The following is a 24,085-nucleotide window of genomic DNA, read 5'->3' on the forward strand; positions in this document are numbered from 1 at the left end:
GGGATGGATACGCCGCTCGCGCGCGAACTCGCCGACCTCTCTGCTCGACGCCGCGTGCTCGAGACGGTGAACATCGACTTCACCGGAGACACCCGCATCCTCACGGTCTCGAATCAGAAGGGCGGCGTCGGCAAGACCACCAGCGCCGTCAATGTCGCCTCGGCTCTGGCGGGTCTCGGCGCGAAGGTCCTGGTGATAGACCTCGACCCTCAGGGCAATGCGTCGACCGCTCTCGGTGTGCCGCACAACGCCGACACTCCCAGTGTGTATGACGTCCTGATCGAAGAGGTCCCGCTCGCCGACATCGTGCAGCAGAGTCCGGAGGACGAGAATCTCTTCTGCGCTCCGAGCACCATCCACCTCGCCGGCGCCGAGATCGAGCTCGTGGCCCAGGTAGCGCGTGAGCATCGTCTGCGACGAGCGCTCGACGACTACCTCGTCGACCAGCCGATGGACTTCGTGATCATCGACTGCCCTCCGTCTCTCGGACTGCTCACGATCAACGCCTTCACCGCGGCGAGTGAGGTCTTCATCCCTATCCAGTGCGAGTACTACGCACTCGAAGGACTCAGCCAGCTTCTCGGCAGCATCCAGATGATCCAGAAGCACCTGAATCCCGGGCTTCATCTCTCCACGATCCTTCTGACGATGTTCGACGGCCGCACCCGACTCGCGCAGCAGGTCGCTGACGAGGTGCGCACACACTTCCCCGATCAGGTGCTCGACACCGTCATCCCGCGCTCGGTGCGGGTGTCGGAAGCACCGAGTTTCGGTCAGACCGTGATCGCCTACGATGGGCAATCCGCCGGCGCCGTCGCCTACCGCGAGGCCGCTGTCGAGATCGCGTCGCGGACGGCGACGCAGAGCAAGGAGAAATGATGGCGAAGCGCACTGGACTGGGTCGGGGCATCGGTGCCCTCATTCCCACAGCTGATCAGTCCGAGCGTCCCGTGGACGTGTTCTTCCCCGGCGCCAATCTGCGTCCGGCGACGGATCAGGCCAGTGACCAGCCCGCCGCGGAGGAAGCCGACCTCGAGGTCGTTCCCGGCATCCACCTGATCCAGGTCGACCCGCAGAAGATCGTGCCGAACCCGCGCCAGCCGCGTACGCACTTCAATGCCGAGGATCTCGCGGAACTCGTGCACAGCGTGCGCGAGTTCGGAGTGCTGCAGCCGGTCGTCGTGCGCAAGAACAGCGATGGCGACTACGAGTTGATCATGGGGGAGCGGCGCACCCGCGCCGCGCGCGAAGCGGGCCTCGAGAAGATCCCCGCCATCGTCCGCGAGACTGCCGATGAAGACCTCCTGCGCGACGCACTGCTGGAGAACCTGCACCGCTCCGAGCTGAACCCGCTCGAAGAGGCATCGGCCTACCAGCAGCTGCTCGAGGACTTCGGCATCACTCAGGAGGAGCTGGCCACTCGGATCGGTCGATCGCGTCCGCAGATCAGCAACACGATCCGTCTGCTCAAGCTGCCCGTGCCGGTGCAGCAGCGCGTAGCCGCCGGTGTTCTCACGGCGGGTCACGCTCGTGCGATCCTCAGCCTCGAGTCGCCGGAGGCGATGCAGCGTCTCGCAGACAAGGTCGTGAACGAAGACCTGTCGGTGCGAGCCACCGAGGTCGCCGCGAAGAACGAGCCTGCCGGCCCGGCTCGCTCGGCGGCGAAGGCGACCCCCGGTGCCCGCCGTGCGTATCTCGACGAGGTCGCCGGCAACCTCGGGGATCGCCTCAACACTCGGGTCAAGGTGTCACTGGGTGCACGCAAAGGCCAGGTCATTATCGATTTCGCCTCGATTCAGGACCTCAACCGCATTCTCGCCGAACTGGGCGAGTCGGGATATGGCCCGGCGTGATCTACGCACGTTCAGCCGCGTGTTCGCCTAGACTCGCGACATCTCGACGATGAGGGGGAAGGCCATGTCCGGAGTACAGGATCCCGCGAAGTTCCAGCGACGAGTGATCGCGGTGAGTATCGCCGCAGCACTCGGCGGATTCCTCTTCGGCTTCGATACGGCCGTGATCAACGGTGCTGTCGATGCGCTCGCGGGTGACGTCTCAGGATTCGACCTCGGGGTCGGTCTCAAGGGCTTCGCGGTCTCGTCGGCCCTGATCGGCTGCGCGGTGGGAGCCTGGTTCGCCGGCCCGATCGCGAATAAACGCGGTCGGATCCCGGTCATGGTCTTCGCCGCCGCCATGTTCCTCGTCTCGGCCATCGGCTCGGGTCTCGCGTTCAGCGTCGTCGACCTCATCATCTGGCGTGTCATCGGCGGCCTGGGTGTCGGCGCAGCATCCGTCATCGCTCCCGCATACATCGCCGAAGTCTCGCCCGCCAAGGTTCGCGGGCGTCTCGGCTCCCTGCAGCAGCTCGCCATCGTCACCGGAATCTTCGCCGCCCTGCTCTCGGACGCGTGGCTGGCCGGGCTTGCCGGGGCCGCTGATCAGCCCCTGTGGGGCCTCACGGCCTGGCGGTGGATGTTCCTCGTCGAGACGATTCCCGCACTCGTCTACGGGATTATGGCGTTGCGTCTGCCGGAGTCCCCGCGCTATCTCGTGCGCAAGGGTGATCTGAAGCGCGCCTCGGAGGTGCTCGAGACCGTTACAGGTGCCGTCGATGTCGAGGCCAAGATCGCAGAGATCACCAGCACGATCGACACAGAGCGCAAGGAGTCGCTGCGCGATCTGCGCGGCAGCCGTCTGGGGCTGAAGCCCATCGTCTGGGTAGGCATCCTGCTGTCGGTGTTCCAGCAGTTCGTCGGCATCAACGTCATCTTCTACTACTCGACGACCCTGTGGCAGTCGGTCGGTTTCGACGAGTCGAGCGCACTTCTGACGTCCGTGATCACCTCGGTGACGAACATCGTGGTGACGATCATCGCGATCCTGCTCGTCGACAAGGTCGGGCGTCGCATCATGCTCCTGGTCGGTTCGGTCGGCATGACGGTGACTCTCGGCCTGATGGCGCTGGCCTTCTCGTTCGGCACCCTCGACGCCGAAGGGGCGGCGACGCTGCCGGACCCGTGGGCGACGGTCGCACTGGTCTGCGCCAACGGATTCGTGGTCTTCTTCGGAGCCACCTGGGGTCCGCTCGTGTGGGTGCTTCTGGGAGAGATCTTCCCGAACTCGATCCGCGCAGGCGCCCTCGCTGTCGCCGCGGCGGCCCAGTGGGCTGCTAACTTCTTCATCTCGACGACGTTCCCGATCTTCGCGGAGATCGGACTCACGTTCGCCTACGGCTTCTACGCGTTCTTCGCTCTGGTGTCGTTCTTCTTCGTGTACTTCAAGGTGCCGGAGACCAAGGGCAAGGAGCTCGAGGAGATGACGGACGAGTTGAAGGTGGAGCGCCGGGGCACTCGGAAGGCGTCGTAGGCTGGAAGCATGACCGAGTCCGTTCCGCGCCGCGCCAGCCTCGAGGTGCTGCGAGCTGAGGCGTCGGACGAACTCGCCGTGCTGATCCAGGAGAGGCTTCTCGGCGGAGAAGACCCCTGGGACTTCATGGAGGAGCTGCCGAGCGTCGATGAGCTGGTCGTGTATCTGTTGCGCGCCGACAACATCACGGCCAACGACGGCGTGCGCCCGAATGAGGCACGCCACTATCGGGTGCTTCGCCAGATCGCGCTGGAGTACCCGGAGCTCACCCCGGCGGTCTGGGGGCTTCTCGACGAGAAGCAGCGCCACCGTCGGTGGGATCCCTCGGTCGCCGACCGCTCCTGAGGACACGACACGATGCCTCGGATGCTCGTCGGCTACGACCCCAGCTGGCCGGAGCAGTTCGAGAGGATCGCGGCAGAGATGCGCAGGCTCGGGGATGCCGACTGGGTGATCGAGCACATCGGTTCGACGGCGATCCCGGGGATGCGCGCCAAGCCCATCATCGATCTGGCCGTGCGCGTCGTGGGACGCCCCGACGACCTGGAGGCCCACAGTGCGGCGCTGGAGGCCGCTGGGTGGCGCCTCGGCAGCGCCGTGCGCACGCATCCGGTGATGATCCTCGAAGCCGACGGCATCCGCACCGCGATCGCGCACTTCTTCACTGCGGAGGAGTGGGATGCCGTGCATCAGCGGCTGATCAGGGACTGGCTGCTCGCACACCCGGAGGATGTGGAGCGGTACTCCCACGCCAAGTGCGACGCCGTGGCTGCCGCCGCACGCGGGACGTCTGCGTACAACGCCGCGAAGACTCCCGTGATCCAGGAGATCGTCGACCGAGCCCGGGCAGCACGGGGACTTGCTTCGGTGCCGGTCTCCGACAAGTAGGCGGAGGAGCTGTCCCGATCGGCGGACGTCGCCACGATCTGCGTGCGTTCTGGCTGCACCCGTCCGCAGAACGGGACGGGGGAGACCGGAAAGGGCCGCCACTCCCGGAGGAGTGACGGCCCTTGTCGACGCCGGATCAGCCGATGAACGCGGCGAGATCCTGCTCGAGGGCCGGCTTCGGCTTGGCGCCGATGATGGTCGTCTTGACCTCACCGCCCTGGAACACCTTCATCGCGGGGATCGAGGTGATCTGGTACTTCATCGCCAGCTGCGGGTTCTCGTCCACGTTCAGCTTGAGGATGGTGATCTTGTCGGGGTTGTCGGCCTGGATCTGGTCCAGAACGGGGGCGACCATGCGACACGGTCCGCACCACTCGGCCCAGAAGTCCACGAGGACGGGACCTTCGGCCTGCAGAACGTCCTGCTCCCAGGTCGCCTGGCTCGTAGCCTTTGCACTCATCAGAGTTCTCCTTGTTCGAGGTTCGCCTGCTACAACAGCAGACGCGGTGAAACTGTTCCCTGCCGGTCAGGCGGTGATGATCTCGGCGGCCTCCGCAGCCGGGAACTCGACCGAGGCATCCTCGAGATCCGCGAGGAAGTGCTCGGCATCGAGGGCCGCGACCGTCCCTGAGCCCGCGGCCGTGATGGCCTGACGGTAGGTGGGGTCGATGACGTCACCGGCGGCGAAGACACCGGGCACCGAGGTGACCGACGAGCGGCCGTCGACCCAGATGGTGCCCTCTGCGGTGAGCTCGAGCTTGTCATGCACGAGGTGCGTGCGCGGGTCGTTGCCGATCGCGATGAACAGGCCGTCGAGCGAGAGGTCGCTCAGCGTGCCGTCGACCGTGTTGCGCAGCTGCACGCCTGAGACGGAGTCGCCACCGAGGATCTCGGCGACCTCGCTGTTCCACACGAACTCGATCTTCTCGTTCGCGAAGGCGCGCTCCTGCATGATCTTCGAGGCGCGCAGCGAGTCCTTGCGGTGGATGACGTAGACCTTCTCGGCGAAGCGGGTGAGGAACGTGGCCTCTTCCATCGCCGAGTCGCCGCCGCCGACGACCGCGATCGTCTTCTCCCGGAAGAAGAAGCCGTCGCACGTGGCGCACCACGAGACGCCGTAGCCCGAGAGGCGCTCTTCGCCCTCGATGCCGAGCTTGCGGTAGGCCGAGCCGGTCGCGTAGATCAGCGACTGGGCCTCGTGCACCGTGCCGCTGCCCAGCGTGACCTTCTTGACGGGGCCGGCGACGTCGAGCTCGGTGACGTCGTCGTAGACGACCTCGGTGCCGAACTTCTCAGCCTGCTCCTGGAACTTGGCCATGAGCTCGGGGCCCTGGATCCCCTCGGGGAACCCCGGGTAGTTCTCGACCTCGGTGGTGTTCATCAGCTCGCCACCGACCTCGACCGTGCTCGCGATGAGCAGCGGCTTGAGGTTCGCGCGCGCCGCATAGATGGCGGCGGTGAATCCGGCGGGGCCGGAACCGATGATGATGACCTGACGCATGTGCTCTCCGTCGTAGATGCTGAGACGCCGAAAGACGTTCGACTGCTTCAACCAATGGTAGCCGCGCGACATTCCCGCGCGAGGGGGCTCAGCGGCCCGGCAGGAATCGTCGCAGCATGGATCCTGCGACCTTGAGCTCGGGCGCACGCAGCAGGGCGAGGATGCCGATGTAGACGACTACGACGGCGACGCCGATCATGCAGGTGCCGAGGGCGCCGAAAAGCTGACTCTGGAGAGTCCAGCCGGCGTCGCCGCCCAGGAGGAGGAAAACACCCCAACCCGCGGCTCCCGCCGGGATCGCGGCGAGAGCGAACCGGCCGATCGACAGCATCCACGAGCCGATCTGCAGCCCGCCGATCTTGCGGTGCAGCATCCAGATCGCGAGGAGCGTCTGGGCCGTGCTCGCGATGGACTGGCCTAGGGCGACCGCTGCGGCGAGCAGGCTTGGGGGGAGGATGTCGGCGGCGTACAAGAACGATGCAAGCAAGGCAGTGCCGACGACGAGCGCACACTGGAAGATCGTGAACCAGAACGGTGTACGGGTGTCGTCGTAGGCGTAGAACGTCCGCTGCACGATGAACAGGATCGTCAGGGGCAGCAGTCCAATGAGGTACGCGATCAGCACCGGGGCTGCCTGGAACGTCTCGTCGATCGACCTCGTGAACACGCGTGACGCCGGAAGAATGGCGGCCGCGACCGCGGCGATCGCGGCCATGATGAAGAACACCAGCGTGCGGATGCTGCGGCTGATGTCGGCACGCACCTCATCGTCGCGACCGGCAGCTGCGTGCTCACTGATCTGCGTGAAATACGGGGTGCCGATCGAGAGCACGATCACGGAGTACGGCAGCATGAAGACGAGCCAGGCGTTCGCCATCACCGTGGTCGAAGCGTTGGTGCCGGACACCGTCGTAGCGATGCTGGTCTGGAAGAACCCCGCCGCGATGCCGGCGAGAGCCATCAGCAGGGTCCACCCGGCCAGTCGTCCCACAGTGCCGAGGCCCGCGCCTCGCCAGCGGAAGTCGGGGCGCAGCGAGAGACCGGTGCGCCGCCAGAAGACGAGCAGGACCAGCGCCTGCAGCACGATGCCCAAGGTGGCCGTGCCTCCGAGCATCGCGGTCATCTCGGGCGTCCAGGCGGCGGCTCTGGTGGGCACGTTGCCGAACAGTGCTCCGAGCGCCAGGAAGCCGATGATGGACACGACGTTGTTGATGACGGGCGCCCACGTGAACGGGCCGAAGATGCGACGCGCGTTGAGTGTCTCGCCGAGGAGCGCATAGATGCCGTAGAAGAGGATCTGCGGCAGGCACCAGTAGGCGAGGGCCGTCGCGAGTGCGCGCAGCTCCTGCTGCTTGTCGGAAGTGGCAAGAGCGACGAGTCCGGGGGCGGCAATCATCGCGATCGCCGTGCAGATGAGGAGCACCACCACGCCGAGTGTGAACATCTTCGAGATGAAGGCCCCGCCGCCGTCCGGCTTCGCAGTGGCCTTGACGATCTGGGGCACGATGACAGCTGTCAGCACACCGACCGAGATCAGTTGGAAGACGCTGTTGGGTAGCTGATTCGCAACCGTGAAAGCGTCGGCGGCCTGGGAGATGGATCCGAGTACGCCGACGAGCACGATGCTTCGGAGGAGACCCGTCACCCGCGACACCATCGTGCCGGCCGCGATGACTGCGCTGGCGCGCCCGAGACTACTCATTCATCTCCTCGACGGCATCCGAGTCGGATGTCGTCTCCTGGTCGTTCTCTGCGGCGGCCTCGCGGCGCCGGCGGCGGATGGTGCGGATGATGCCGAGGCCGAGGAGCAGCACGATGAGACCGCCGAAGACCCCGAGACCGATGGCCTCCCATTCGGCCCGCACCGAGACGCGGACGCTCTCAGGCTGACTGATGGGCACGCCGGTGGGGCTCGAGAGCGACAGCGTCAGGGTGACCTCGCCGCTGCCGACTCGGGCCGACACCGGGACCTTGACTCGCGTCGTGGTGCCGGGCTGGATCGTCCACGGCGTCACCGACTGCACGTCGAGACGCGGGTCGCTCGGCTTGACGCTGAGCTGGATGTTCACCGGCCAGGGCAGATCGTTGCGCACCGAGAACGGCAGGTCGGCGTTGGCAGAGAGCAGCTGGATGGTGCTCGCCGGAGGGATGTCGACGGCGTTCAGCGTGTCCGCCGTCGCGACATTCACGTCGGAGACGGCCTCGTCGAACCCCTTCTCGGTCAGGCCCACGGCGGTCGCCCGCATGATCTGGATGCGCTTGGGGCTCAGCAGCACCTGACCGTCGTCGAGGATGGACGAGAAGTCCCCGAGCACAACCTCGCTGTCGAGCATGCCCCGCAGTGCCAGGGCACGCGATTGGTCTTGCTCGGTCGAGAGCGTCGCTGTGGTGGCCGGGACCGAGAAGACCTCGGAGAGACCGAATCCGGGAGAGTCGACCGACGCGACGGCCTCTCTGAGCGCCTCGGCCGTGCGCGTCTCGTCGCGGTCGAGTCCGATCAGGAGCGGCGTCGTCGGATTCGACTGGCTCGACAGAGAAAGATGCGCGCTCGCCTCAGCGAGCCGCTGCTGACGCGCGGCGGTGTCGTCTTCACCTGCGGCCTGCGAGAGGGCATCGGATGCCGCGGCGGCGGTGACCAGCACGCTGCGGCCGCCCACGCCGGCGTGCGCACCGACGGCGCCCCCGACCGAGGAGGACGACAACACGGTGACCGCGCCGTTGCTCACGTACGTCGAGAACACGTCGAGGTCGGCGGCGGACACATCGCTGCGCGGCCACAGGATGCCGGGAGTCGCGCCCTCGATGGCGGTGAGTTCGGCATCACCGGGCAGCACGGGGCCATCGGTGGGCTGAGGTGTCGGTTCGTCACTGGGGGTCGGGGCCGGCGTCGGCTCAGCGCCTTCCGAGGGCACCGAGCCCTCTGACGGCAGCGAGGCCGGAGTCGGCGCGGGAGTGGCAGTCGGGGTGGGAGTCTCGTCTGCGGGCTCAGTGAAGTTGCTCGGGTTGAGGAACGGCGCGAGCGTCGTGGGCTGCAGGAGCCCGGGAAGGCCCGCTTGCGCCTGCGTCGTGGCGTCGGCATCGCCGAACTGCAGAGCGAAGCGCTCGTTCGGCAGTGCGTCGAGAAGTCGCAGCCATTCGCGGGCGCTCTCCGGAGCGGAGGAGCCGAGCACCCTGATGGCGGCAGGGATCGCCGGGTCGATCGCCAGGATCGCCGACGTCCCGCGCACTCCCTCGACCACCGCCGTGAGTGCGCCGTCGGGGGCGGTGAGAGCGCTGAGCTCGTCCGCGGTCAGGAGGGCACCGTCGTCGGGTGTGGCCGTGACCGGCACCATCACGGCGATGGGCGGGTTGGCCGCAGCGGCCACGACGAGCACCGTCGTCGACGTCACCGATCGCGCATCGTCCTGAGCGTCGGTCTGCGCTCCGCTGAGGGTCGCGCGCAGCGGGTAGACGCCGGGGGCGAGATCGCCGAGGACCTCGGGCGGGAGGGAGAGGCTCGTGGTCTCGGATGCCTCGGCGTCGACGGGCGCGGTCGTGTCTGCGCCGAGCTGTTCGAAGCCGCCAGCGGCGTCGGCGTCGTCGAGCCAGGTCGTGATCGCGGCCTCGTCGGCGAGCGGAGTGCGGTTGAGCTCGACCGTGACGCGACCGGACGAGAGCTCGGACTCGGAGTCGTTCTGCACGGTGATCGATGCCGTCGTCGCGGCGCCAGGAGCCACCGTGCCACGCACTCCCGCCGAGACGAGCAGGTCGACCGACGAGCTCTCGGACTCGGCATCGGTGGCCGCGAACGCGCCGGGAGCGCCTGCGCCGGCCAGGCCGAGCACGATCGCCGAGATGACGGATCCGCGTGCCAGGCGGTGCAGGCGCGTGCGGAGGCCGTTCTCGGAGGTGGTCGCGGTCATGAAGGTCTTCCTCGAACGCCGGGGATCCCAGGCTGCTCGTGAGTGCTGACCTTGTGATTCTAGGCGGCTGGCTGAATGAGAACCCTGAAGACGCGTAGAGTGACGGCCGTGTCCGACACCCTCGCCCCCACGCCCGATCCGCTCCGCAGCACCGCGCTCGCCGCAGATCTCGACGACGCGGATCTGCGTTCGGAGCCTCTTCGTCGGCTCTGGGGCGAAGAAGAGGACGACGCACTCGCCCGAGGCATGCGGGAGCCGATCCTGCGCGCGATAGCCGATGACGACGGCGTGCTCGCGACTCTCGGCAGGCTGCTGGTGCTCGGAATGCCGCAGCCGCTCGCCGCTGTGACCGAGGCTCTACCGAGAATCGGGGCCGACGGCCTCGCCGCTCTCGGCCTCGCACGGATCGAGGGGAGCACGGTGGTTCCCACCGCCCTTCTGCGGCCGCAGTCGTTCGTCGACTCCGACGGCATCGGTGAATGGTGGATCGCCAGCGACCTGGATGAGGTGGCGCTCGACGGTGCGCTTCCGGCAGACCATGTGCTCGGAGTCGGCGGAGCGTCGCGCACCCTCGCCGAGATCATCATGCCGATCGAGGTCGACCGCGCTCTCGATCTGGGCACGGGCTGCGGCATCCAGGCGCTTCTGGTCGCTCGCCATGCAGGTTCGGTCGTGGCCACCGACATCTCGGCGCGAGCGCTCGCCTACGCCGAGTTGAACGCCCAGTTGAACGGCGTCTCGAACATCGAGTTCCGCCTGGGGAGCATGTTCGAACCTGTAGCGGGGGAGGCCTTCGACCTGATCGTCTCGAACCCGCCGTTCGTGATCACCCCGCGCGCGGAGGGCGTGCCCGAGTACGAATACCGTGACGGAGGCCTCGTCGGCGACGCGCTCGTCGAGCAGTTCCTGCGTGCGGTTCCGTCGTTCCTGACCCCGGGAGGTGTCGCGCAGCTGCTCGGCAACTGGGAGTCGCGCGCGGGTCAGGCATCGCTGACCGGGCGCTCCGGTCTCGACCGTCTCTCGTCGTGGGTCCCCGGCGGCCTCGACCTGTGGGTGATCCAGCGTGAAGAACTCTCGCCGCTCGGGTACGCAGAACTGTGGATCCGAGATGGGGGAACGACGCCGCGAGACGCCGCGTTCACCCCGCTGCTCACGGCCTGGCTCGACGACTTCACGGCCCGAGGCGTCACGGCGGTCGGATTCGGCTACATCCTGGTGCGCCGGCCGGTTGCCGACGGCATCCCGCTGCGCCGTCTCGAGCGGGTGACGCAAGCCGTCTCGAACGTGGGCGGTGCACTGCGCTCGGGCCTCGCGGCCCATGACGTGCTCGCGGCAGGAGTGCCCGCGACGCTGCTCGTCGCGCCCGATGTCACTGAGGCACGCCATCTGCTTCCCGGAAACGACGATCCGAGCATCATCGAACTCCGACAGGGCGGTGGATTCGCTCGCACGCTCGCGGTCGATCCCGCGCTCGCCGGATTCGTGGGAGCGTGCGACGGCGATCTCACCGTCATGCAGATCGTCTCGGCCCTCGCCGACCTGTTCGGGGTGCCGCTCGTCGACCTGTGGGCCGACCTCGAACCCCGCATCCGACAGCTCGTGCTCGACGGCCTGCTGGTCGCGGGGGAGTGATGCAGGAATACCGCACCGCATCTATGCGTTCGAATACACCATGAAGGCTTTCGGATTCCTCTCCTTCGGGCACTACGCAGACGTGCCCGGTTCGGCGACCCGCACTGCGGGAGACATGCTGAAGCAGACCATCGAGATCGCGGAGGGTGCAGACGAGATCGGCGTGAACGGCGCCTCGGTGCGCGTTCACCACTGGGCTCGACAGGCCGCCTCGCCCATGCCGCTGCTGTCGGCCATGGCTGCGCGCACTCAGCGCATCGAGGTAGGCACCGGCGTGATCGACATGCGGTACGAGAACCCGTTCCAGTTCGCCGAAGAGGCGGCAGCCCTCGACCTGATCGCCGACGGGCGCATCGCGCTCGGCGTGAGCCGTGGGTCACCCGAGACGGCACTGCGCGGATACGAGACCTTCGGCTTCCACGATGAGGAAGACCCCGAACGGGGCAGCGTGATCGCGCGCGAGAAGTTCGACCTCTTCCTCCGCGCGATCGACGGCGAGGGTCTCGCTCCCGGCGACCCCCGCATGGTCGGCGCCGGCCGCTACCTCGCGATCGAGCCGCAGTCGCCGACTCTGCGCGACCACATCTGGTGGGGCTCCGGTTCACGGGCCACGGCTGAGGAGACCGGCCGCAAGGGCCTCAACATGATGAGCTCGACGCTCCTCACCGAGGCGACGGGAGTGCCGTTCCACCAGCTGCAGCGCGAGCAGATCGACCTCTTCCGCGCCGCGTACAAGGAGGCCGGTCACATCGGAGCACCTCGGGTCTCGGTGAGCCGCAGCGTGTTCCCGCTGGTCTCCGACATGGACAGGGCGTACTTCGGCCTGCGCAGCGAGGAGAACGCCGACCAGATCGGCATCATCGACGGCTTCCGCTCGACGTTCGGCAAGACGTATGCGGCCGAACCCGACGTGCTGATCCAGCAGCTCCTGGCCGATGAAGCTGTGATGTCGGCGGACACTCTGCTGCTGACGATCCCGAACCAGCTGGGCCCCGCCTACAACCTGCACGTGCTCGAGTCGTTCGCGACGCACGTCGCTCCGGCGCTCGGCTGGAAGCCCAACACAGAGGGCCCGGTGCAGGGCGATCCGGTCTGAGAACCGACCGGTACACCCGATCAGAGGGGCGGATGCTGACAGCATCCGCCCCTCCCTTGTCACGATGCGCCGGTCCGGCGGGATGGACGACGCCGCACGTGGCGCGGAACGCGACGCCGGTAGCGTGGAGGCATGAGTTACGCAGGAGAGTCCTCGATCGACGCGCGCGTCCGGGCTGTCAACGCCGATTTCGACCGTCGCCAGACGCGGCTGTTCGTCACGTTCGCGCTGATCGAGGGCCCGGTGCTGCTCCTCCTCGCTGTCGCGGTCTACGGCTTCGAGCTCATAGACCCCGAGATCGGGATCTGGTTCATCGTCGCGGTCGCCGTCATCGGCGGGTTCCTGATGAGCATGCTCCTCATGCGGCTGATGCAAGCGAGAGTTCGCGCGGTCGCGCAGGCCAGGGGCGAGAACCCGCTGTTCTGAACCTTCGCCCCCTACGCGCGTTCGACGCACCCGGCGCCGACGGATGACACCCGCACCCCGGTACGCTGGAACCCATGCTCAACATGGCTGACGGCCTCGCCCGTCTCGGTGCCCTCGCCGAGAATCCGGTCGTCCGCACCCTCGCCGAGGCCTTCGAGGCAGCGGGCTTCGACCTCGCCGTGGTCGGCGGCCCCGTCCGCGATGCGCTGATCGGCAGGCCGACCCACGACCTCGACTTCACGACCAACGCGATGCCGGACGACATCCTGCGCATCGTCAAGCCGATCTCGACCGCCCAGTGGGACATCGGCCGCGCGTTCGGCACCATCGGCGCACGCGTGCAGGGCGAGCAGGTCGAGGTCACGACGTATCGCGCCGATAGCTACGACGGGGTGACCCGCAAACCGACCGTCGAATTCGGCGACACGATCGATGCCGATCTGCACCGACGCGACTTCACCGTCAACGCGATGGCGCTGCTGGTTCCGGCTGTGAAGCTCGTGGATCCGACCGGGGGAGTCGAAGACCTCATCGCGGGTGTCCTGCGCACACCCGCCGACCCTCACGTGTCGTTCGGCGACGATCCGCTGCGGATGCTGCGTGCTGCGCGTTTCAGCGCCCAGCTGGGTTTCCGCGTCGACGACGACACATTCGACGCGATCGCACAGCTGCGGGCGACCCTCGAGATCGTGAGCCCTGAGCGCATCCAGTCGGAGCTCGTGCGGCTGATGCAGACCGATGACCCCGTGCGCGGCACCCGCGTGCTCGTCGACACGGGGCTGATCGAGGAGTTCCTGCCCGAGGTGAGCGCTCTGCGACTCGAGGTCGACGAGCATCACCACCACAAGGACGTCTACGAGCACTCGCTCACGGTGCTCAGCCAGGCGATCTCGCTCGAGCAGACTCGCAACCCGGGCGCAGAGCCCGACGTCGCCCTGCGCATAGCGGCGCTGCTGCACGACATCGGCAAGCCCCGCACCCGCAAGCTCGAAGACGGCGGCGTCGTCACCTTCCACCACCATGACGTCGTCGGGTCGCGCATGGCACGCAAGCGGCTGCAGGCGCTGCGGTTCGACACCGACACGACCGAGGCTGTGTCGAAGCTGATCGAACTGCATCTGCGGTTCTTCGGCTACGCCGAGGGAGCCTGGACGGATGCCGCGGTGCGCCGCTACGTGCGCGATGCGGGCGACCAGCTCGAGCGACTGCACATCCTCACCCGCGCCGACGTCACCACGCGCAACAAGCGCAAAGCGGGGCGGCTCGCCTCGGCGTACGACGACATCGAGTCGCGTATCGCCGCGCTGCGCGAGCAGGAGGAGCTCGACTCCATCCGCCCGGAGCTCGACGGCAATCAGATTCAGAGCATCCTCGGCATCGCACCGGGGCGCGAGGTCGGCGAGGCCTATCGGTTCCTGCTCGAGCTGCGCCTCGACGAGGGTGTCATCGGAACGGATGCCGCCGAGCAGCGCCTCCGCGAATGGTGGGCCGCCAGGGCCTGAGCTCACCGAGCAGCTCGGCTCCCTGACGGCCCGCGCGTGGCGCGCCCATGAGGGGGGTCCCCCCAGTCGAACTCCCCCTCACGGCGAAGAGCCTCATAGGCTCCTCTGACGCAGACGTCCGAGGACGTGTGCCGTGTCGCGCCCCACGCGCGACCGAGGTCGCGTCGCACGAGCGGCGATCACATCGCCTTTCGACCCACAGCGACCTCCCGAACATCTTCTCGGCTCCCGTCGACGCCCCTGACCGCGGCGGGGGTCTCCCGCATCAGCCCGACGCGTTCTGTCCGTTTTCCGTCGCTATTCCGACTCGTCGATCTCGACCGTCGCGTGCGCGGCTCGCCAGCGGGCGGGAGGAACCCCGTGCACGTCCTGAAAGGCGCGTCGCAAGCTGCGCGGACTGCTGAAGCCGCTTCGCCGAGTGATCTCGGTCGCCGTGAGGCGCTCCACTCCGAGCGTCAGCATCGCGGCCACCCCGACGCGATGATCGCGGATCGCATCCTGCACCGAACGTCCGTCGCGTGCATACGCCCGCTGCAGCTGGCGTGCCGAGACGTGCAGCGCGTCAGCGAGGGCGTGCAGCGTGAAATCCATCGAGTGGGCCTGCTCCGAGATCGCGAGATCGGCGCGCTCACGCAGAAGATCGAGTGGATGCCCGGCTCGGATGTCCTGATCGGTCGGGTCGTCGGGTCGGCTGGGCGAGTTGTCGACGACGAACTCGCCGTGCATGACCTCGTCGATCTCGGATTGGCCGTCGAAGCTCTGTCGGGATGAGAGGGCGCTGCGCACCCGGGCCACCGATCGGAGCCGAGAACGAAGCTCTCGCAGCGAGAACGGTTTGGCGAGATAGTGCGCGACGCCCAGCATCCGCATCTGCGCGACGCTGCTCGCCCGGCGATCCGCGGTGACGGCGATGACATCGACATCGTCGCCGTGATGCGTGCGCAGCAGGCGCAGAACATCGATTCCCGAGATGCCGGGAAGCTGCAGGTCGAGCAGGACGACGTCGGGACGGTCGCCCTGCACCATCTCGACCGCAGCCTCGCCGGAGGACGCGATGCCCGTCACGACGAAACCGGGGGTCCGCTCGACGAACATCCGATGCAGCTGCGCGACCATCGGGTCGTCATCGACGATCAGTACGCGAAGCTCAGCCATCGCCAGACCTCGAACGGCGCGACGGGGTCTGTTCGCATGATCCCTCCGATCCCGACGATGCACCTCGCTCATCTGCATCGATCTGGTGGGCCGAAGTGTGCGCCGCGAGGGGTCGCCTCGGGTGTCACCGCGCCCCGCGGCGTCGCACGGGTCGCGAGAGGCCGTCAAGGTCGCACCAGCAGGTGTCTTCGTGCATATTACGGACTCTGGGCCGAAGTGCCGGTATACCAGTTAGGGCACCTGTGCGCGGGCGGAATATCGCGGGTTCCGCCCGCGGCATCCGGCTCCTACACTGGGGTAACGCTCCACCGACGACGAATGGAGACGCTGTGGTCGCGTCGTGGCAGGTGTCACGTGATGGTCCTCCTGAGGCCTCTCGTCTGCTGATCGAGCGTGCACATGAAGAACTCATCGCCGGCAACCTCGACGATCATCGACTGCAGCAGGTGCGTCCTCTCGTCCGGGAGTCATGGGTGCGCTCATGGAGAGGTCGGGTCGGACCCGAGGAGGCGCCGCGGATCGAGCTCGTGACTGAGGAGCTCGAGGAGTACCGCCTGGCGCATCCGCTGGCATCCGCCATGGACATGATCCGCGCGCTGCTCCTGCCCGGCACCCCCGAGGAGTCGGGGGTCGTCGTCGCCGTGGGCGATCAAGCCGGTCGGCTGCTGTGGATCGAAGGCGACCGCCAGTTGCAGTCGCTGACGGAGGGCATGGGATTCGTCGCCGGTGCGAACTGGGCAGAGGATGCCGTCGGCACGACCGCCCCCGGCACCGCGCTCGAGCTCGATCAGTCGGTGCAGATCCGCGGAGCCGAGCATTACAACCGACTCGTGCATCCGTGGTCGTGCACCGCAGCGCCCGTGCGCGACCCCGAGACGCGGCGGGTGCTCGGAGTGATCGATGTCACGGGCGGAGACGACGTCGTCTCGACTCAGGCGCGGCTGCTGGTCGATGCCACGGCGCGCGCGGTCGAGTCCGAGCTGATGGTGGCGAGGCTCCGGGCGCGCAGCGACGCACCACGCCCGACGACCTTCTCGTCTCGCGCCAAGCCCACGACTCGCGCGACGCTGCACGTGCTCGGGCGAGACCGAGCGCGCCTCGAGTCCGAGACCGAGCTCGAGGAGTCGATGATCGAGCTCAGCGCTCGCCACGCCGCCATCCTGCTGATGCTCGCGGTGAACCGTCAGGGCCTGTCTGCCGAGCGCCTGAGCGAACTCGTCTACGGACCCGACGCATCAGCCGACACCCTGCGCCCTGAGATGGTGCGCCTGCGCAAAGTGCTCGAGAAGCACGCACCCAGCCTCGTTCCCGAATCCCGGCCCTATCGGCTGACGGTGCCCCTCGAGACGGACGCGCACGATGTGCTCTCGCTGCTCGACCGAGGCGCGCATCGTGTCGCCCTCACCGCCTACCGGGGGCCCGTGCTTCCCGAATCGACCTCGCCGGGGGTGGAGGAGTTCCGTGAATCGGTGAGAGCGGCGCTGCGCGAGGCGATGCTCTCGGAAGCGAGCCTCGACGTGCTCCTGGAGTACTCCGATATACCGGAGGGGCAGGGGGATGCCGCTGCTCTCCGTCTCGCTCTCGAGATGCTGCCGGCCCGGTCTCCGAAGCGAGCCGGCCTCGTCGCACGCATCGAACGCATCGAAGACCGCTGACGCGGGGTCATTCGGCTGACGGCTCCCCGCTCGGAGGTGTACACGCCGACCATATGCCCGCCATCCGGGGAATCATCAGCCGTTCGAGCGGTTGCAGCCCGTGACCGCCCTGCAACCGTTCGCAACGTTGCGCATCGGAGCGCAACCTCCGCCGACCTACCGTCGGAGGACAGCCGCAGCACCGACGCCGTGGCCCGTCGAAGGAGTTCCGATGACGATCGTCGAAGAAGACGTGTCCACCGCCCCCGCATCCTCCGCGTACGCTGCTCCCGGTCAGCCGGGCGCTGTCGCGACCTACCGTCCGCGGTACGGCCATTACATCGGCGGCGAGTTCGTGGATCCCGTGAAGGGCCAGTTCTTCGACAACGTGAGCCCGGTCAACGGCAAGCCCTTCACCGAGGTGGGCCGCGGAACCGTCGAAGACATCGACCGTGCCGTCGACGTCGCCTGGAAGGCCTTCGCGAGCTGGGGCAAGACCAGCCCCGCCGAGCGCTCGGTCGTGCTCAACAGGATCGCCGACCGCATCGAACAGCACCTCGAGGAGATCGCCGTCGCCGAGACGTGGGAGAACGGCAAGCCGGTGCGTGAGACGCTCGCCGCCGACATCCCCCTCGCGGTCGATCACTTCCGCTACTTCGCCGGCGTGCTCCGGGCGCAGGAGGGCGGCATCAGCCAGCTCGACGAGAACACGGTCGCGTACCACTTCCACGAGCCGCTCGGAGTGGTCGGCCAGATCATCCCCTGGAACTTTCCGATCCTCATGGCCGTGTGGAAGCTCGCTCCCGCGCTCGCCGCAGGCAACTGCGTGGTCATCAAGCCGGCCGAGCAGACGCCGGCATCCCTGCTCTTCCTCTTCGACATCATCGGCGACCTGCTTCCGGCCGGCGTCGTGAACATCGTCAACGGATTCGGCATCGAGGCGGGCGCACCGCTCGCGCAGCACAAGCGCATCCGCAAGGTCGCCTTCACGGGTGAGACCACGACCGGGCGCCTGATCATGCAGTACGCGTCGCAGAACCTCATCCCTGTGACGCTCGAACTCGGGGGCAAGAGCCCGAACGTGTTCTTCGAGGACGTCGCCCGCGACACCGCCGACCCGTTCTACGACAAGGCGCTCGAGGGCTTCACGATGTTCGCGCTGAACCAGGGCGAGGTCTGCACCTGCCCGTCGCGGGCACTCATCCAGCGGTCGATCTACGACGGCTTCCTCGCTGACGGTCTCGAGCGCGTCGGCAAGGTCGTGCAGGGCAACCCGCTCGACCCCGCCACGATGATCGGCGCCCAGGCGTCGAACGACCAGCTCGAGAAGATCCTCAGCTACATCGACATCGGAAAGCAGGGCGGCGCGCGACTGCTCACGGGTGGCGACCGCGTCGATCTCGGCGGTGACCTCAGCGAGGGCTTCTACGTCGCACCGACCGTGTTCGAGGGCACCAACGACATGCGCATCTTCCAGGAGGAGATCTTCGGCCCCGTGCTCTCGGTCACCTCGTTCGACGGCTTCGACGACGCGATCTCGATCGCGAACGACACGCTCTACGGTCTGGGTGCCGGCGTCTGGAGCCGCAGCGGCGACACCGCGTATCGCGCGGGCCGTGCGATCGAGGCCGGTCGCGTGTGGACGAACACGTATCACCAGTACCCGGCGCACGCTGCGTTCGGCGGGTACAAGCAGTCGGGCGTCGGGCGCGAGAACCACAAGATGATGCTCGACCACTACCAGCAGACCAAGAACCTCCTGGTCTCGTATGCAGAAGGCCCGATGGGCTTCTTCTGAGTTCGACCCCGGGCGGGCGCTGCACCCTCAGCGTCCGCCCGGAACGAGCTGCCCTCGAACCACCCCAGGAAGGCGCGGACCATGGTGAGCATCGGCACCTATCAGCGGGTCGACGTGACGGATGCCGCGGCATCCCTCATTCGCGACCTCACGGTGCAGCACGGACCCTTGATGTTCCATCAGTCCGGCGGATGCTGCGACGGCTCGTCGCCCATGTGCTACCCGGTGGGGATGTTCATCACGGGGCCGGGCGATGTGCTGCTGGGTGCGCTCGACGTGGGGCTCGACGCCCCGGTCGAGGTCTTCATGTCGGAGTCGCAGTTCGAGTACTGGAAGTACACACATCTGACGATCGACGTCGTGCCTGGTCGCGGTGCGGGATTCTCGGTCGAGGGCCCGACGGGCATGCGGTTCCTGATCCGCTCCCGGATGCTGAACGACGCGGAGCTGGAGTACTTCGGGTTGCCGGGTTCGGCGGGCTGACGGAAGTCGGTGTGCCGCGGCTCTGTGAATTAGCCTGACTTAAGGCTATTATTCGACGATGCAGACCGTACCGCTGAGTGAGGCCAAAGATCATCTGTCGCGTCTCGTGGATCAGGTGGAACGTGAGCACGAGACGATCGAGATCACCCGTCACGGGCGGAGCGCTGCGGTACTGGTGAGTAAAGAAGCACTCGACTCTCTATACGAGACGCTCTTCTGGTTCTCACAGTCGGGGACTCGCGAGGACGTCGATGATGCGCGCCGTCAGTCCGCGGCGGGCGAGTTGCGAAGTGCTGAAGAGACGATGAAGCGATATGGAGTTCGGCCCAGGTGAACTGGGTCACCTCATTCGCCGATTCCGCATGGCGGGACCTCGATGGACTGCCGCCGAAGATTGTGCAGGCGATCGTGGAGTTCGCCGTCCATACATTGCCGGAGAACCCGTTGCGGATGAGTAAGCCTCTGCTCGAGGACTTCGAAGGGTTGCAGTCGGCGCGCCGCGGCGACTATCGGGTGTTGTTCTACCTGGAAGAGCCGAACCAACTGATCGTCGTGCGCGCAAGGCACCGACGCGATGCGTATCGACCACCCGCACCCCACACCACCTGACGTGTGTCACGCCGAGGCCGTCAGTACGTAGTTCGAGGATAGTGACCTTCGGCGCTGGAGGCGACTGGCAGCGGAGTTCTCCTGGTTACCATGGGCCGATGTGGTGGACGGATGAGGAGTGGGCTGAACTCGTGGACCCTGAGCTCTGCGGGATGTGCGCCGACGCTCATCTGTCGGAGAACGAGCACAGCATCCTCGTGGCCTCGACCGAGATGACGCACATCCGATTGGTGCGCAACCAGGCGCATCCCGGCTACACCGTCGTCATCCTCCGCGAGCATGTCACCGACCTCGGTCAGCTGCATACGGACCAGCTCGGCGCGTTCTGGCGTGATGTCCAGCGGGCGGGTCGAGCTGTCGCGGCAGCCTTCGACCCGCGGAAGATCAGCTATCTGGTGATGGGGCATCGCGCTCCGCATCTTCACTGCCACGTGTTTCCGCAGCATCTCGCGGACGACCCTCTTCGGAACGTGAACATCTCTGATGGCCCTGTGTATCTCGGCGACGCAGGGATGGCCCATTCTGTGGCGGCAGTGCAAAAGGCCTGGCACGCGGTCGCCTGAGACCAGGAGCGGTCTGCGGCCAGTTGGCTGGGAGAAGCACGCCTGGCTTGAGACACGCCGTCGGGAGGGCAGCCAACCGTGAAACGGCCAGCCAACCGGGACGAATGTGAGGGACGGCTTTCGGATCAGCGGGGGAGGCGCGGCACCGCGTCGACCAATGCCCGCGTGTACGGGTCCTGCGGGGCATGAAGCACGGATGCCGTCGCACCCTGCTCGACGACGCGACCGTGCTGCAGCACGACCGTGCGGTCGCACGCCGAGGCGATGGCCGTGAGGTCGTGCGACACCATGATGAGCGACAGGCCGTTCTCGCGACGCAGCCGATCGAGCAGTTCGAGCACCTGCACGCGGGTCGTGACGTCGAGTGCGCTGACCGGCTCGTCGGCGAGAAGTACTCGCGGGCGCGAGACCACCGCCCGCGCGATCGCGATGCGCTGGCGTTGCCCGCCCGAGAACTCGTGCGGGTAGCGGCGGGCGGTGTCTGCGGGAAGCCCGACCGATTCGAGGGATTCGGTGATGCGGCGCTGCGCGTCGGCGCCGGAGGCGAGGCCGAGTGAACGCAGGGGCTCGCCGATGATGCGGTCGATGCGCTGCCGAGGGTCGAGTGACGAGTACGGGTCTTGGAACACCGGTTGCACGCTGGCGCGGAAGCGACGCATCTGCGCGCGGCGCTTCGACAGGCTCAGCGACCCCGTGTTCAGCGGCTCGCCGTCGAACAGCACCTGTCCCTCTCGCGGTGCCGAAAGCCCCAGGAGCAGACGCAGGATCGTCGACTTGCCGGCACCCGACTCGCCGACGAGACCGAGGGAGTCGCCGTCGTCGAGGCTCAGGGAGACGTCGTCGAGCACCTGACGGGATCCGTAGGCGAAGCCGACGTTGCGCAGCTCGAGAAGGCTCATCGCTGGCCCTCCGCGGCGTCGAGGAACGCATCGAGTGCACGCGCGCTGTCGACCAGCATCCGCGTGTACGGCTCCGCGGGGCTCTGCAGCACCTGCGCGACCGCACCCTCCTCGACGACCAGCCCGTCGCGCAGCACCACGATGCGATCGACCATGCGCGAGACGACGGCGAGGTCGTGGCTGATGAACAGCAACGCCATGCCGCGCTCGGCGATGAGGCGCTCGAGCAGGGTGAGCACGGCATCCTGCACCGTCACGTCGAGCGCTGTCGTCGGCTCGTCGGCGATGAGCAGCTGCGGCCGGGCGGCGAGGGCGATCGCGATCGCCACGCGCTGGCGCTGACCGCCCGAGAGCTCATGCGGGTAGGCGCGCGCGATGCGCGGATCCGACAGGGCGACCTCGTCGAGAGCACTGGCGACAGCCGAGCGAAGCTCCACACCCCGCAGCCCGAGATGACGACGCAGCGGCTCAGCGATCTGCCGACCGACCCGCATCAGCGGATCGAGCGCGGTGAGCGGCTCCTGGAACACGATCTGGGCCACAGGTCCGCGGAGCGGCCGCAGCTCGGCATCACGACTTCCGACGACCTGGTGTCCGTCGAGCAGCACTGAACCGGAGGCGACGAGCGCGTCGGGCAGCAGGCCGGTGACCGCGAGTGAGGTGAGCGACTTGCCCGACCCCGATTCGCCGATCAGGCCCAGGCGCTCGCCGGCCTCCAGCGAGAACGAGACATCACCAACGAGGGCGCCGGATGCCGAACGCACAGTGAGGCCTGAGACGTCGAGAATGCTCATCGGCTCCTCCTGCGGGTCGGGTCGGCGAGGTCGCGCAGGCCGTCTGCGAGGAAGTTGACCCCGAGCACGAGGGCGATGATCGCGATTCCGGGAGCGATCGCACCCACCGGTGCGGTCAGCACGGTGCCCTGCGCCTCCTGCAGCATCCGACCCCATGACGCGTTGGGCGGCGGTGCGCCGAGGCCGAGGTACGACAGGCTCGCCTCGGCGAGCACGGCGGCACCGAACTGCAGCGCGAGGCTGACGGCGAGAGTCGGCGCGATGTTCGGCAGCACATGCCGGAATACGATGCCGAGCACGCTCGTGCCGCTGGTGCGGGCCGCCGTGACGAACTGCTCCTGCAACACGCGGCGCGAGAGGATGCGGGTGAGCCGCGCGACGACAGCCGACATCGCGAGACCGATCGCGAGCACCGCAGACCACAGCGACGCTCCCTGCACCGCGACGACGAGCATCGCGAGCAGCAGCACGGGGAAAGCGATCACGACGTCGAGGCCGGCGGAGAGCGTGTCGTCGACCCAGGGGCGGGAGAACGCGGCGACCAGGCCGACGATGGTGCCGAGCACGGCGGCGATCGCGACCGAGCAGGTGCCGACGATGAGGGCGATCCGCGCGCCCCACATGAGCTGCGAGAGCAGGTCGCGGCCGAGTCGATCGGTGCCGAGCAGGTGCAGCGCGCTCGGGCCGTCGAGGCGGCTGCCGCTGGTGTCGGCGAGCGGATACGGCAGCCAGAACAGCGAGACCAGGGCGATCAGCACGATGATGCCGGTGAGCACGAGTCCGATGAGCAGGGTCGCCTTCGGCCGACGCCGCTCGGGAACGGAGCCGGTGATCAGCTGCTCGCCGACGCGGCTCATCGGTTGCCCGAGACGCTCGTGCGCAGACGCGGATCGATCAGGCGCTGCACGATGTCGGCGGCGAATCCGACCAGCAGCACGAACAGGGTGCTGACGACGAGGACGCCCTGGATGACCTGGAAGTCGTGCTGCTCGATGGCTGACAGCAGCAGACTGCCGAGCCCGGGGAGGGTGAAGACGCTCTCGACGACGACCGCGCCGAGCAGGGTCGTCGACAACTCGATGCCGAGGATAGCGACGACGGGCACGGAGCCGTTGCGCACACCGTGACGCAGAAGTGCCTCGGCGGTGCCGGAACCCCCGGCCCGTGCGGTGCGCAGGTAGTCGCTGCCGATCACGTCGAGGGTGGCCGAGCGCACGTATCGGCTGAGGGAGGCGCTCATGACGATCACGATCGTGATCACGGGAAGCGTGAGCGAGCGCAGCGCATCCGCCGGATCCTCCCAGTCGTCGCGCGGGAATCCGCCGGAGGGCAGCAGGCCCAGTCCGAGCGCGAAGACCCAGACGAGCACGACGCCCACCCAGAACACGGGCACCGCGACGCCGAGCTGCGCGAAGCCCGAGAGCGCGATGCCGTACCAGCGGTCTGACTTCACCGCTGCCGTGATGCCGATCACGAGCGAGACGACCAGCGCCACCGTGAAGGCGATGAGAGTGAGAGGAAGAGTCACGGCGAGGCGGTCGGCGATATCGGGCCCGACCGGGCGAGAGCTCAGGAACGACTCTCCGAGATCGAAGCGCAGCAGCTGCCCCGCCCAGGTCGTGAACTGCTGCAGCAGCGGCTGATCCGAGCCGACCTGCGCGCGGGCGGCGGCGATCTGCTCGGGGGTGGCGTTCACCGAGAGCAGGGCGTTCGCCGGGTCACCGGGAAGCAGCCGCAGCAGCACGAAGATCGCGATCATCGCGACGATGAGCGAGATCACGAGGAACGCGAGGCGGCGGATCAGATAAGCGAGCATGACTGTTCAGGATGAGGAGGG

General features: G+C 67.5%; 24 protein-coding genes. 15 read left to right on the forward strand and 9 right to left on the reverse strand.

Going from position 1 to position 24,085, the window contains the following annotated elements; genetic code table 11:
- Positions 1-3: 3 nt before the first annotated feature.
- The 5 genes from ACIOU8_RS14535 to ACIOU8_RS14555 all read left to right on the forward strand — a co-directional run bounded on the left by ACIOU8_RS14535 (position 4) and on the right by ACIOU8_RS14555 (position 4,254).
- Positions 4-879, forward strand: coding sequence for a ParA family protein (locus tag ACIOU8_RS14535; protein WP_400790868.1), 876 nt, complete (start codon positions 4-6; stop codon positions 877-879).
- The gene (locus tag ACIOU8_RS14540; RefSeq protein WP_400790870.1) at positions 879-1,853 is read left to right on the forward strand and encodes a ParB/RepB/Spo0J family partition protein; all 975 of its coding nucleotides are present in this window, start codon (positions 879-881) and stop codon (positions 1,851-1,853) included. The genes ACIOU8_RS14535 and ACIOU8_RS14540 overlap by 1 nt, the downstream gene beginning before the upstream one ends.
- A gap of 64 nt (positions 1,854-1,917) precedes the next feature.
- The gene (locus ACIOU8_RS14545; protein WP_400790872.1) at positions 1,918-3,366 is read left to right on the forward strand and encodes a sugar porter family MFS transporter; all 1,449 of its coding nucleotides are present in this window, start codon (positions 1,918-1,920) and stop codon (positions 3,364-3,366) included.
- Positions 3,367-3,375: 9 nt separating this feature from the next.
- A complete protein-coding gene (locus ACIOU8_RS14550; RefSeq protein WP_140038535.1) occupies positions 3,376-3,711 on the forward strand; it encodes a tryptophan synthase subunit alpha in 336 nt (111 codons plus the stop codon).
- A gap of 12 nt (positions 3,712-3,723) precedes the next feature.
- A complete protein-coding gene (locus ACIOU8_RS14555) occupies positions 3,724-4,254 on the forward strand; it encodes a GrpB family protein (protein ID WP_400790876.1) in 531 nt (176 codons plus the stop codon).
- Between the two features lie 136 nt (positions 4,255-4,390).
- Here the strand turns inward: ACIOU8_RS14555 and trxA are convergent, their stop codons facing one another.
- The 4 genes from trxA to ACIOU8_RS14575 all read right to left on the reverse strand — a co-directional run bounded on the left by trxA (position 4,391) and on the right by ACIOU8_RS14575 (position 9,657).
- Positions 4,391-4,714 carry a thioredoxin gene (gene trxA / locus ACIOU8_RS14560; RefSeq protein WP_042541543.1) on the reverse strand — a complete coding sequence of 108 codons (324 nt, stop codon included), beginning with the start codon at positions 4,712-4,714 and terminating at the stop codon, positions 4,391-4,393.
- Between the two features lie 66 nt (positions 4,715-4,780).
- The gene (gene trxB / locus ACIOU8_RS14565) at positions 4,781-5,755 is read right to left on the reverse strand and encodes a thioredoxin-disulfide reductase (protein WP_400790879.1); all 975 of its coding nucleotides are present in this window, start codon (positions 5,753-5,755) and stop codon (positions 4,781-4,783) included.
- An 88-nt stretch (positions 5,756-5,843) separates the two neighbouring features.
- Positions 5,844-7,457, reverse strand: a complete 1,614-nt coding sequence (gene murJ, locus ACIOU8_RS14570) for a murein biosynthesis integral membrane protein MurJ (protein WP_400790881.1) — start codon at positions 7,455-7,457, stop codon at positions 5,844-5,846.
- A complete protein-coding gene (locus ACIOU8_RS14575; RefSeq protein ID WP_400790884.1) occupies positions 7,450-9,657 on the reverse strand; it encodes a DUF6049 family protein in 2,208 nt (735 codons plus the stop codon). Before ACIOU8_RS14575 ends, murJ begins: the two co-directional genes overlap by 8 nt.
- A 99-nt stretch (positions 9,658-9,756) precedes the next feature.
- Here ACIOU8_RS14575 and ACIOU8_RS14580 point away from each other — a divergent pair, with 99 nt between their 5' ends.
- The 4 genes from ACIOU8_RS14580 (at position 9,757) to ACIOU8_RS14595 (ending at position 14,313) form a co-directional block, all read left to right on the forward strand.
- Positions 9,757-11,289: a methyltransferase gene (locus tag ACIOU8_RS14580; RefSeq protein ID WP_400790887.1), complete on the forward strand. Its 1,533-nt coding sequence runs from the start codon at positions 9,757-9,759 to the stop codon at positions 11,287-11,289.
- Positions 11,290-11,329: 40 nt separating this feature from the next.
- A complete protein-coding gene (locus ACIOU8_RS14585; protein ID WP_400790889.1) occupies positions 11,330-12,385 on the forward strand; it encodes an LLM class flavin-dependent oxidoreductase in 1,056 nt (351 codons plus the stop codon).
- A 132-nt stretch (positions 12,386-12,517) separates the two neighbouring features.
- Complete coding sequence (locus ACIOU8_RS14590) at positions 12,518-12,811, forward strand: hypothetical protein (RefSeq protein ID WP_400790892.1); 294 nt, start codon at positions 12,518-12,520, stop codon at positions 12,809-12,811.
- A gap of 74 nt (positions 12,812-12,885) precedes the next feature.
- Entirely contained in the window at positions 12,886-14,313 is a 1,428-nt protein-coding gene (locus ACIOU8_RS14595; protein WP_400790895.1) for a CCA tRNA nucleotidyltransferase, read from the forward strand.
- A 297-nt stretch (positions 14,314-14,610) separates the two neighbouring features.
- Here ACIOU8_RS14595 and ACIOU8_RS14600 read toward each other — a convergent pair whose 3' ends face one another.
- Positions 14,611-15,468, reverse strand: a complete 858-nt coding sequence (locus ACIOU8_RS14600; RefSeq protein WP_400790898.1) for a response regulator — start codon at positions 15,466-15,468, stop codon at positions 14,611-14,613.
- A gap of 329 nt (positions 15,469-15,797) precedes the next feature.
- Here ACIOU8_RS14600 and ACIOU8_RS14605 point away from each other — a divergent pair, with 329 nt between their 5' ends.
- The 6 genes from ACIOU8_RS14605 (at position 15,798) to ACIOU8_RS14630 (ending at position 20,555) form a co-directional block, all read left to right on the forward strand.
- Entirely contained in the window at positions 15,798-17,123 is a 1,326-nt protein-coding gene (locus tag ACIOU8_RS14605; protein ID WP_400790901.1) for a GAF domain-containing protein, read from the forward strand.
- Between the two features lie 211 nt (positions 17,124-17,334).
- Positions 17,335-18,900 (forward strand): aldehyde dehydrogenase family protein, encoded by a 1,566-nt coding sequence (locus ACIOU8_RS14610; RefSeq protein ID WP_400790904.1) that lies wholly within the window; start codon positions 17,335-17,337, stop codon positions 18,898-18,900.
- A gap of 81 nt (positions 18,901-18,981) precedes the next feature.
- The gene (locus tag ACIOU8_RS14615) at positions 18,982-19,383 is read left to right on the forward strand and encodes a DUF779 domain-containing protein (protein WP_400790907.1); all 402 of its coding nucleotides are present in this window, start codon (positions 18,982-18,984) and stop codon (positions 19,381-19,383) included.
- Between the two features lie 58 nt (positions 19,384-19,441).
- Entirely contained in the window at positions 19,442-19,717 is a 276-nt protein-coding gene (locus tag ACIOU8_RS14620) for a type II toxin-antitoxin system Phd/YefM family antitoxin (protein ID WP_400790910.1), read from the forward strand.
- The gene (locus tag ACIOU8_RS14625; protein WP_400790912.1) at positions 19,714-19,992 is read left to right on the forward strand and encodes a type II toxin-antitoxin system RelE/ParE family toxin; all 279 of its coding nucleotides are present in this window, start codon (positions 19,714-19,716) and stop codon (positions 19,990-19,992) included. Before ACIOU8_RS14620 ends, ACIOU8_RS14625 begins: the two co-directional genes overlap by 4 nt.
- A 98-nt stretch (positions 19,993-20,090) precedes the next feature.
- Positions 20,091-20,555: an HIT family protein gene (locus ACIOU8_RS14630; protein WP_400790915.1), complete on the forward strand. Its 465-nt coding sequence runs from the start codon at positions 20,091-20,093 to the stop codon at positions 20,553-20,555.
- Between the two features lie 125 nt (positions 20,556-20,680).
- Here ACIOU8_RS14630 and ACIOU8_RS14635 read toward each other — a convergent pair whose 3' ends face one another.
- From ACIOU8_RS14635 to ACIOU8_RS14650, 4 genes are read right to left on the reverse strand one after another with little or no spacing between them, the layout of a single operon-like run.
- Positions 20,681-21,454: an ABC transporter ATP-binding protein gene (locus tag ACIOU8_RS14635; protein WP_400790918.1), complete on the reverse strand. Its 774-nt coding sequence runs from the start codon at positions 21,452-21,454 to the stop codon at positions 20,681-20,683.
- A complete protein-coding gene (locus ACIOU8_RS14640; RefSeq protein ID WP_400790920.1) occupies positions 21,451-22,248 on the reverse strand; it encodes an ABC transporter ATP-binding protein in 798 nt (265 codons plus the stop codon). The genes ACIOU8_RS14635 and ACIOU8_RS14640 overlap by 4 nt, the downstream gene beginning before the upstream one ends.
- Positions 22,245-23,105 (reverse strand): ABC transporter permease, encoded by an 861-nt coding sequence (locus ACIOU8_RS14645; RefSeq protein WP_400790923.1) that lies wholly within the window; start codon positions 23,103-23,105, stop codon positions 22,245-22,247. Before ACIOU8_RS14645 ends, ACIOU8_RS14640 begins: the two co-directional genes overlap by 4 nt.
- Positions 23,102-24,064, reverse strand: a complete 963-nt coding sequence (locus tag ACIOU8_RS14650) for an ABC transporter permease (RefSeq protein ID WP_400790925.1) — start codon at positions 24,062-24,064, stop codon at positions 23,102-23,104. The genes ACIOU8_RS14645 and ACIOU8_RS14650 overlap by 4 nt, the downstream gene beginning before the upstream one ends.
- Between the last annotated feature and the right edge of the window lie 21 nt (positions 24,065-24,085).

It is taken from the genome of Microbacterium sp. NPDC087589, assembly GCF_044743635.1.
In the GTDB taxonomy this organism is placed as follows: domain Bacteria; phylum Actinomycetota; class Actinomycetes; order Actinomycetales; family Microbacteriaceae; genus Microbacterium.

Excerpts from the sequence above, each read along its gene's own strand:
- ACIOU8_RS14550 (WP_140038535.1), top strand. The coding sequence starts at position 3,376 with ATGACCGAGTCCGTTCCGCGCCGCGCCAGCCTCGAGGTGCTGCGAGCT.
- ACIOU8_RS14540 (WP_400790870.1), top strand. The coding sequence starts at position 879 with ATGGCGAAGCGCACTGGACTGGGTCGGGGCATCGGTGCCCTCATTCCC.
- ACIOU8_RS14585 (WP_400790889.1), top strand. The coding sequence starts at position 11,330 with ATGAAGGCTTTCGGATTCCTCTCCTTCGGGCACTACGCAGACGTGCCC.
- ACIOU8_RS14590 (WP_400790892.1), top strand. The coding sequence starts at position 12,518 with ATGAGTTACGCAGGAGAGTCCTCGATCGACGCGCGCGTCCGGGCTGTC.
- ACIOU8_RS14650 (WP_400790925.1), bottom strand. The coding sequence starts at position 24,064 with ATGCTCGCTTATCTGATCCGCCGCCTCGCGTTCCTCGTGATCTCGCTC.
- ACIOU8_RS14535 (WP_400790868.1), top strand. The coding sequence starts at position 4 with ATGGATACGCCGCTCGCGCGCGAACTCGCCGACCTCTCTGCTCGACGC.
- ACIOU8_RS14640 (WP_400790920.1), bottom strand. The coding sequence starts at position 22,248 with ATGAGCATTCTCGACGTCTCAGGCCTCACTGTGCGTTCGGCATCCGGC.
- ACIOU8_RS14575 (WP_400790884.1), bottom strand. The coding sequence starts at position 9,657 with ATGACCGCGACCACCTCCGAGAACGGCCTCCGCACGCGCCTGCACCGC.
- trxA (WP_042541543.1), bottom strand. The coding sequence starts at position 4,714 with ATGAGTGCAAAGGCTACGAGCCAGGCGACCTGGGAGCAGGACGTTCTG.
- trxB (WP_400790879.1), bottom strand. The coding sequence starts at position 5,755 with ATGCGTCAGGTCATCATCATCGGTTCCGGCCCCGCCGGATTCACCGCC.
- ACIOU8_RS14620 (WP_400790910.1), top strand. The coding sequence starts at position 19,442 with ATGCAGACCGTACCGCTGAGTGAGGCCAAAGATCATCTGTCGCGTCTC.
- ACIOU8_RS14615 (WP_400790907.1), top strand. The coding sequence starts at position 18,982 with ATGGTGAGCATCGGCACCTATCAGCGGGTCGACGTGACGGATGCCGCG.
- ACIOU8_RS14645 (WP_400790923.1), bottom strand. The coding sequence starts at position 23,105 with ATGAGCCGCGTCGGCGAGCAGCTGATCACCGGCTCCGTTCCCGAGCGG.
- ACIOU8_RS14545 (WP_400790872.1), top strand. The coding sequence starts at position 1,918 with ATGTCCGGAGTACAGGATCCCGCGAAGTTCCAGCGACGAGTGATCGCG.
- murJ (WP_400790881.1), bottom strand. The coding sequence starts at position 7,457 with ATGAGTAGTCTCGGGCGCGCCAGCGCAGTCATCGCGGCCGGCACGATG.
- ACIOU8_RS14600 (WP_400790898.1), bottom strand. The coding sequence starts at position 15,468 with ATGGCTGAGCTTCGCGTACTGATCGTCGATGACGACCCGATGGTCGCG.
- ACIOU8_RS14635 (WP_400790918.1), bottom strand. The coding sequence starts at position 21,454 with ATGAGCCTTCTCGAGCTGCGCAACGTCGGCTTCGCCTACGGATCCCGT.
- ACIOU8_RS14595 (WP_400790895.1), top strand. The coding sequence starts at position 12,886 with ATGCTCAACATGGCTGACGGCCTCGCCCGTCTCGGTGCCCTCGCCGAG.
- ACIOU8_RS14555 (WP_400790876.1), top strand. The coding sequence starts at position 3,724 with ATGCCTCGGATGCTCGTCGGCTACGACCCCAGCTGGCCGGAGCAGTTC.
- ACIOU8_RS14610 (WP_400790904.1), top strand. The coding sequence starts at position 17,335 with ATGACGATCGTCGAAGAAGACGTGTCCACCGCCCCCGCATCCTCCGCG.
- ACIOU8_RS14630 (WP_400790915.1), top strand. The coding sequence starts at position 20,091 with ATGTGGTGGACGGATGAGGAGTGGGCTGAACTCGTGGACCCTGAGCTC.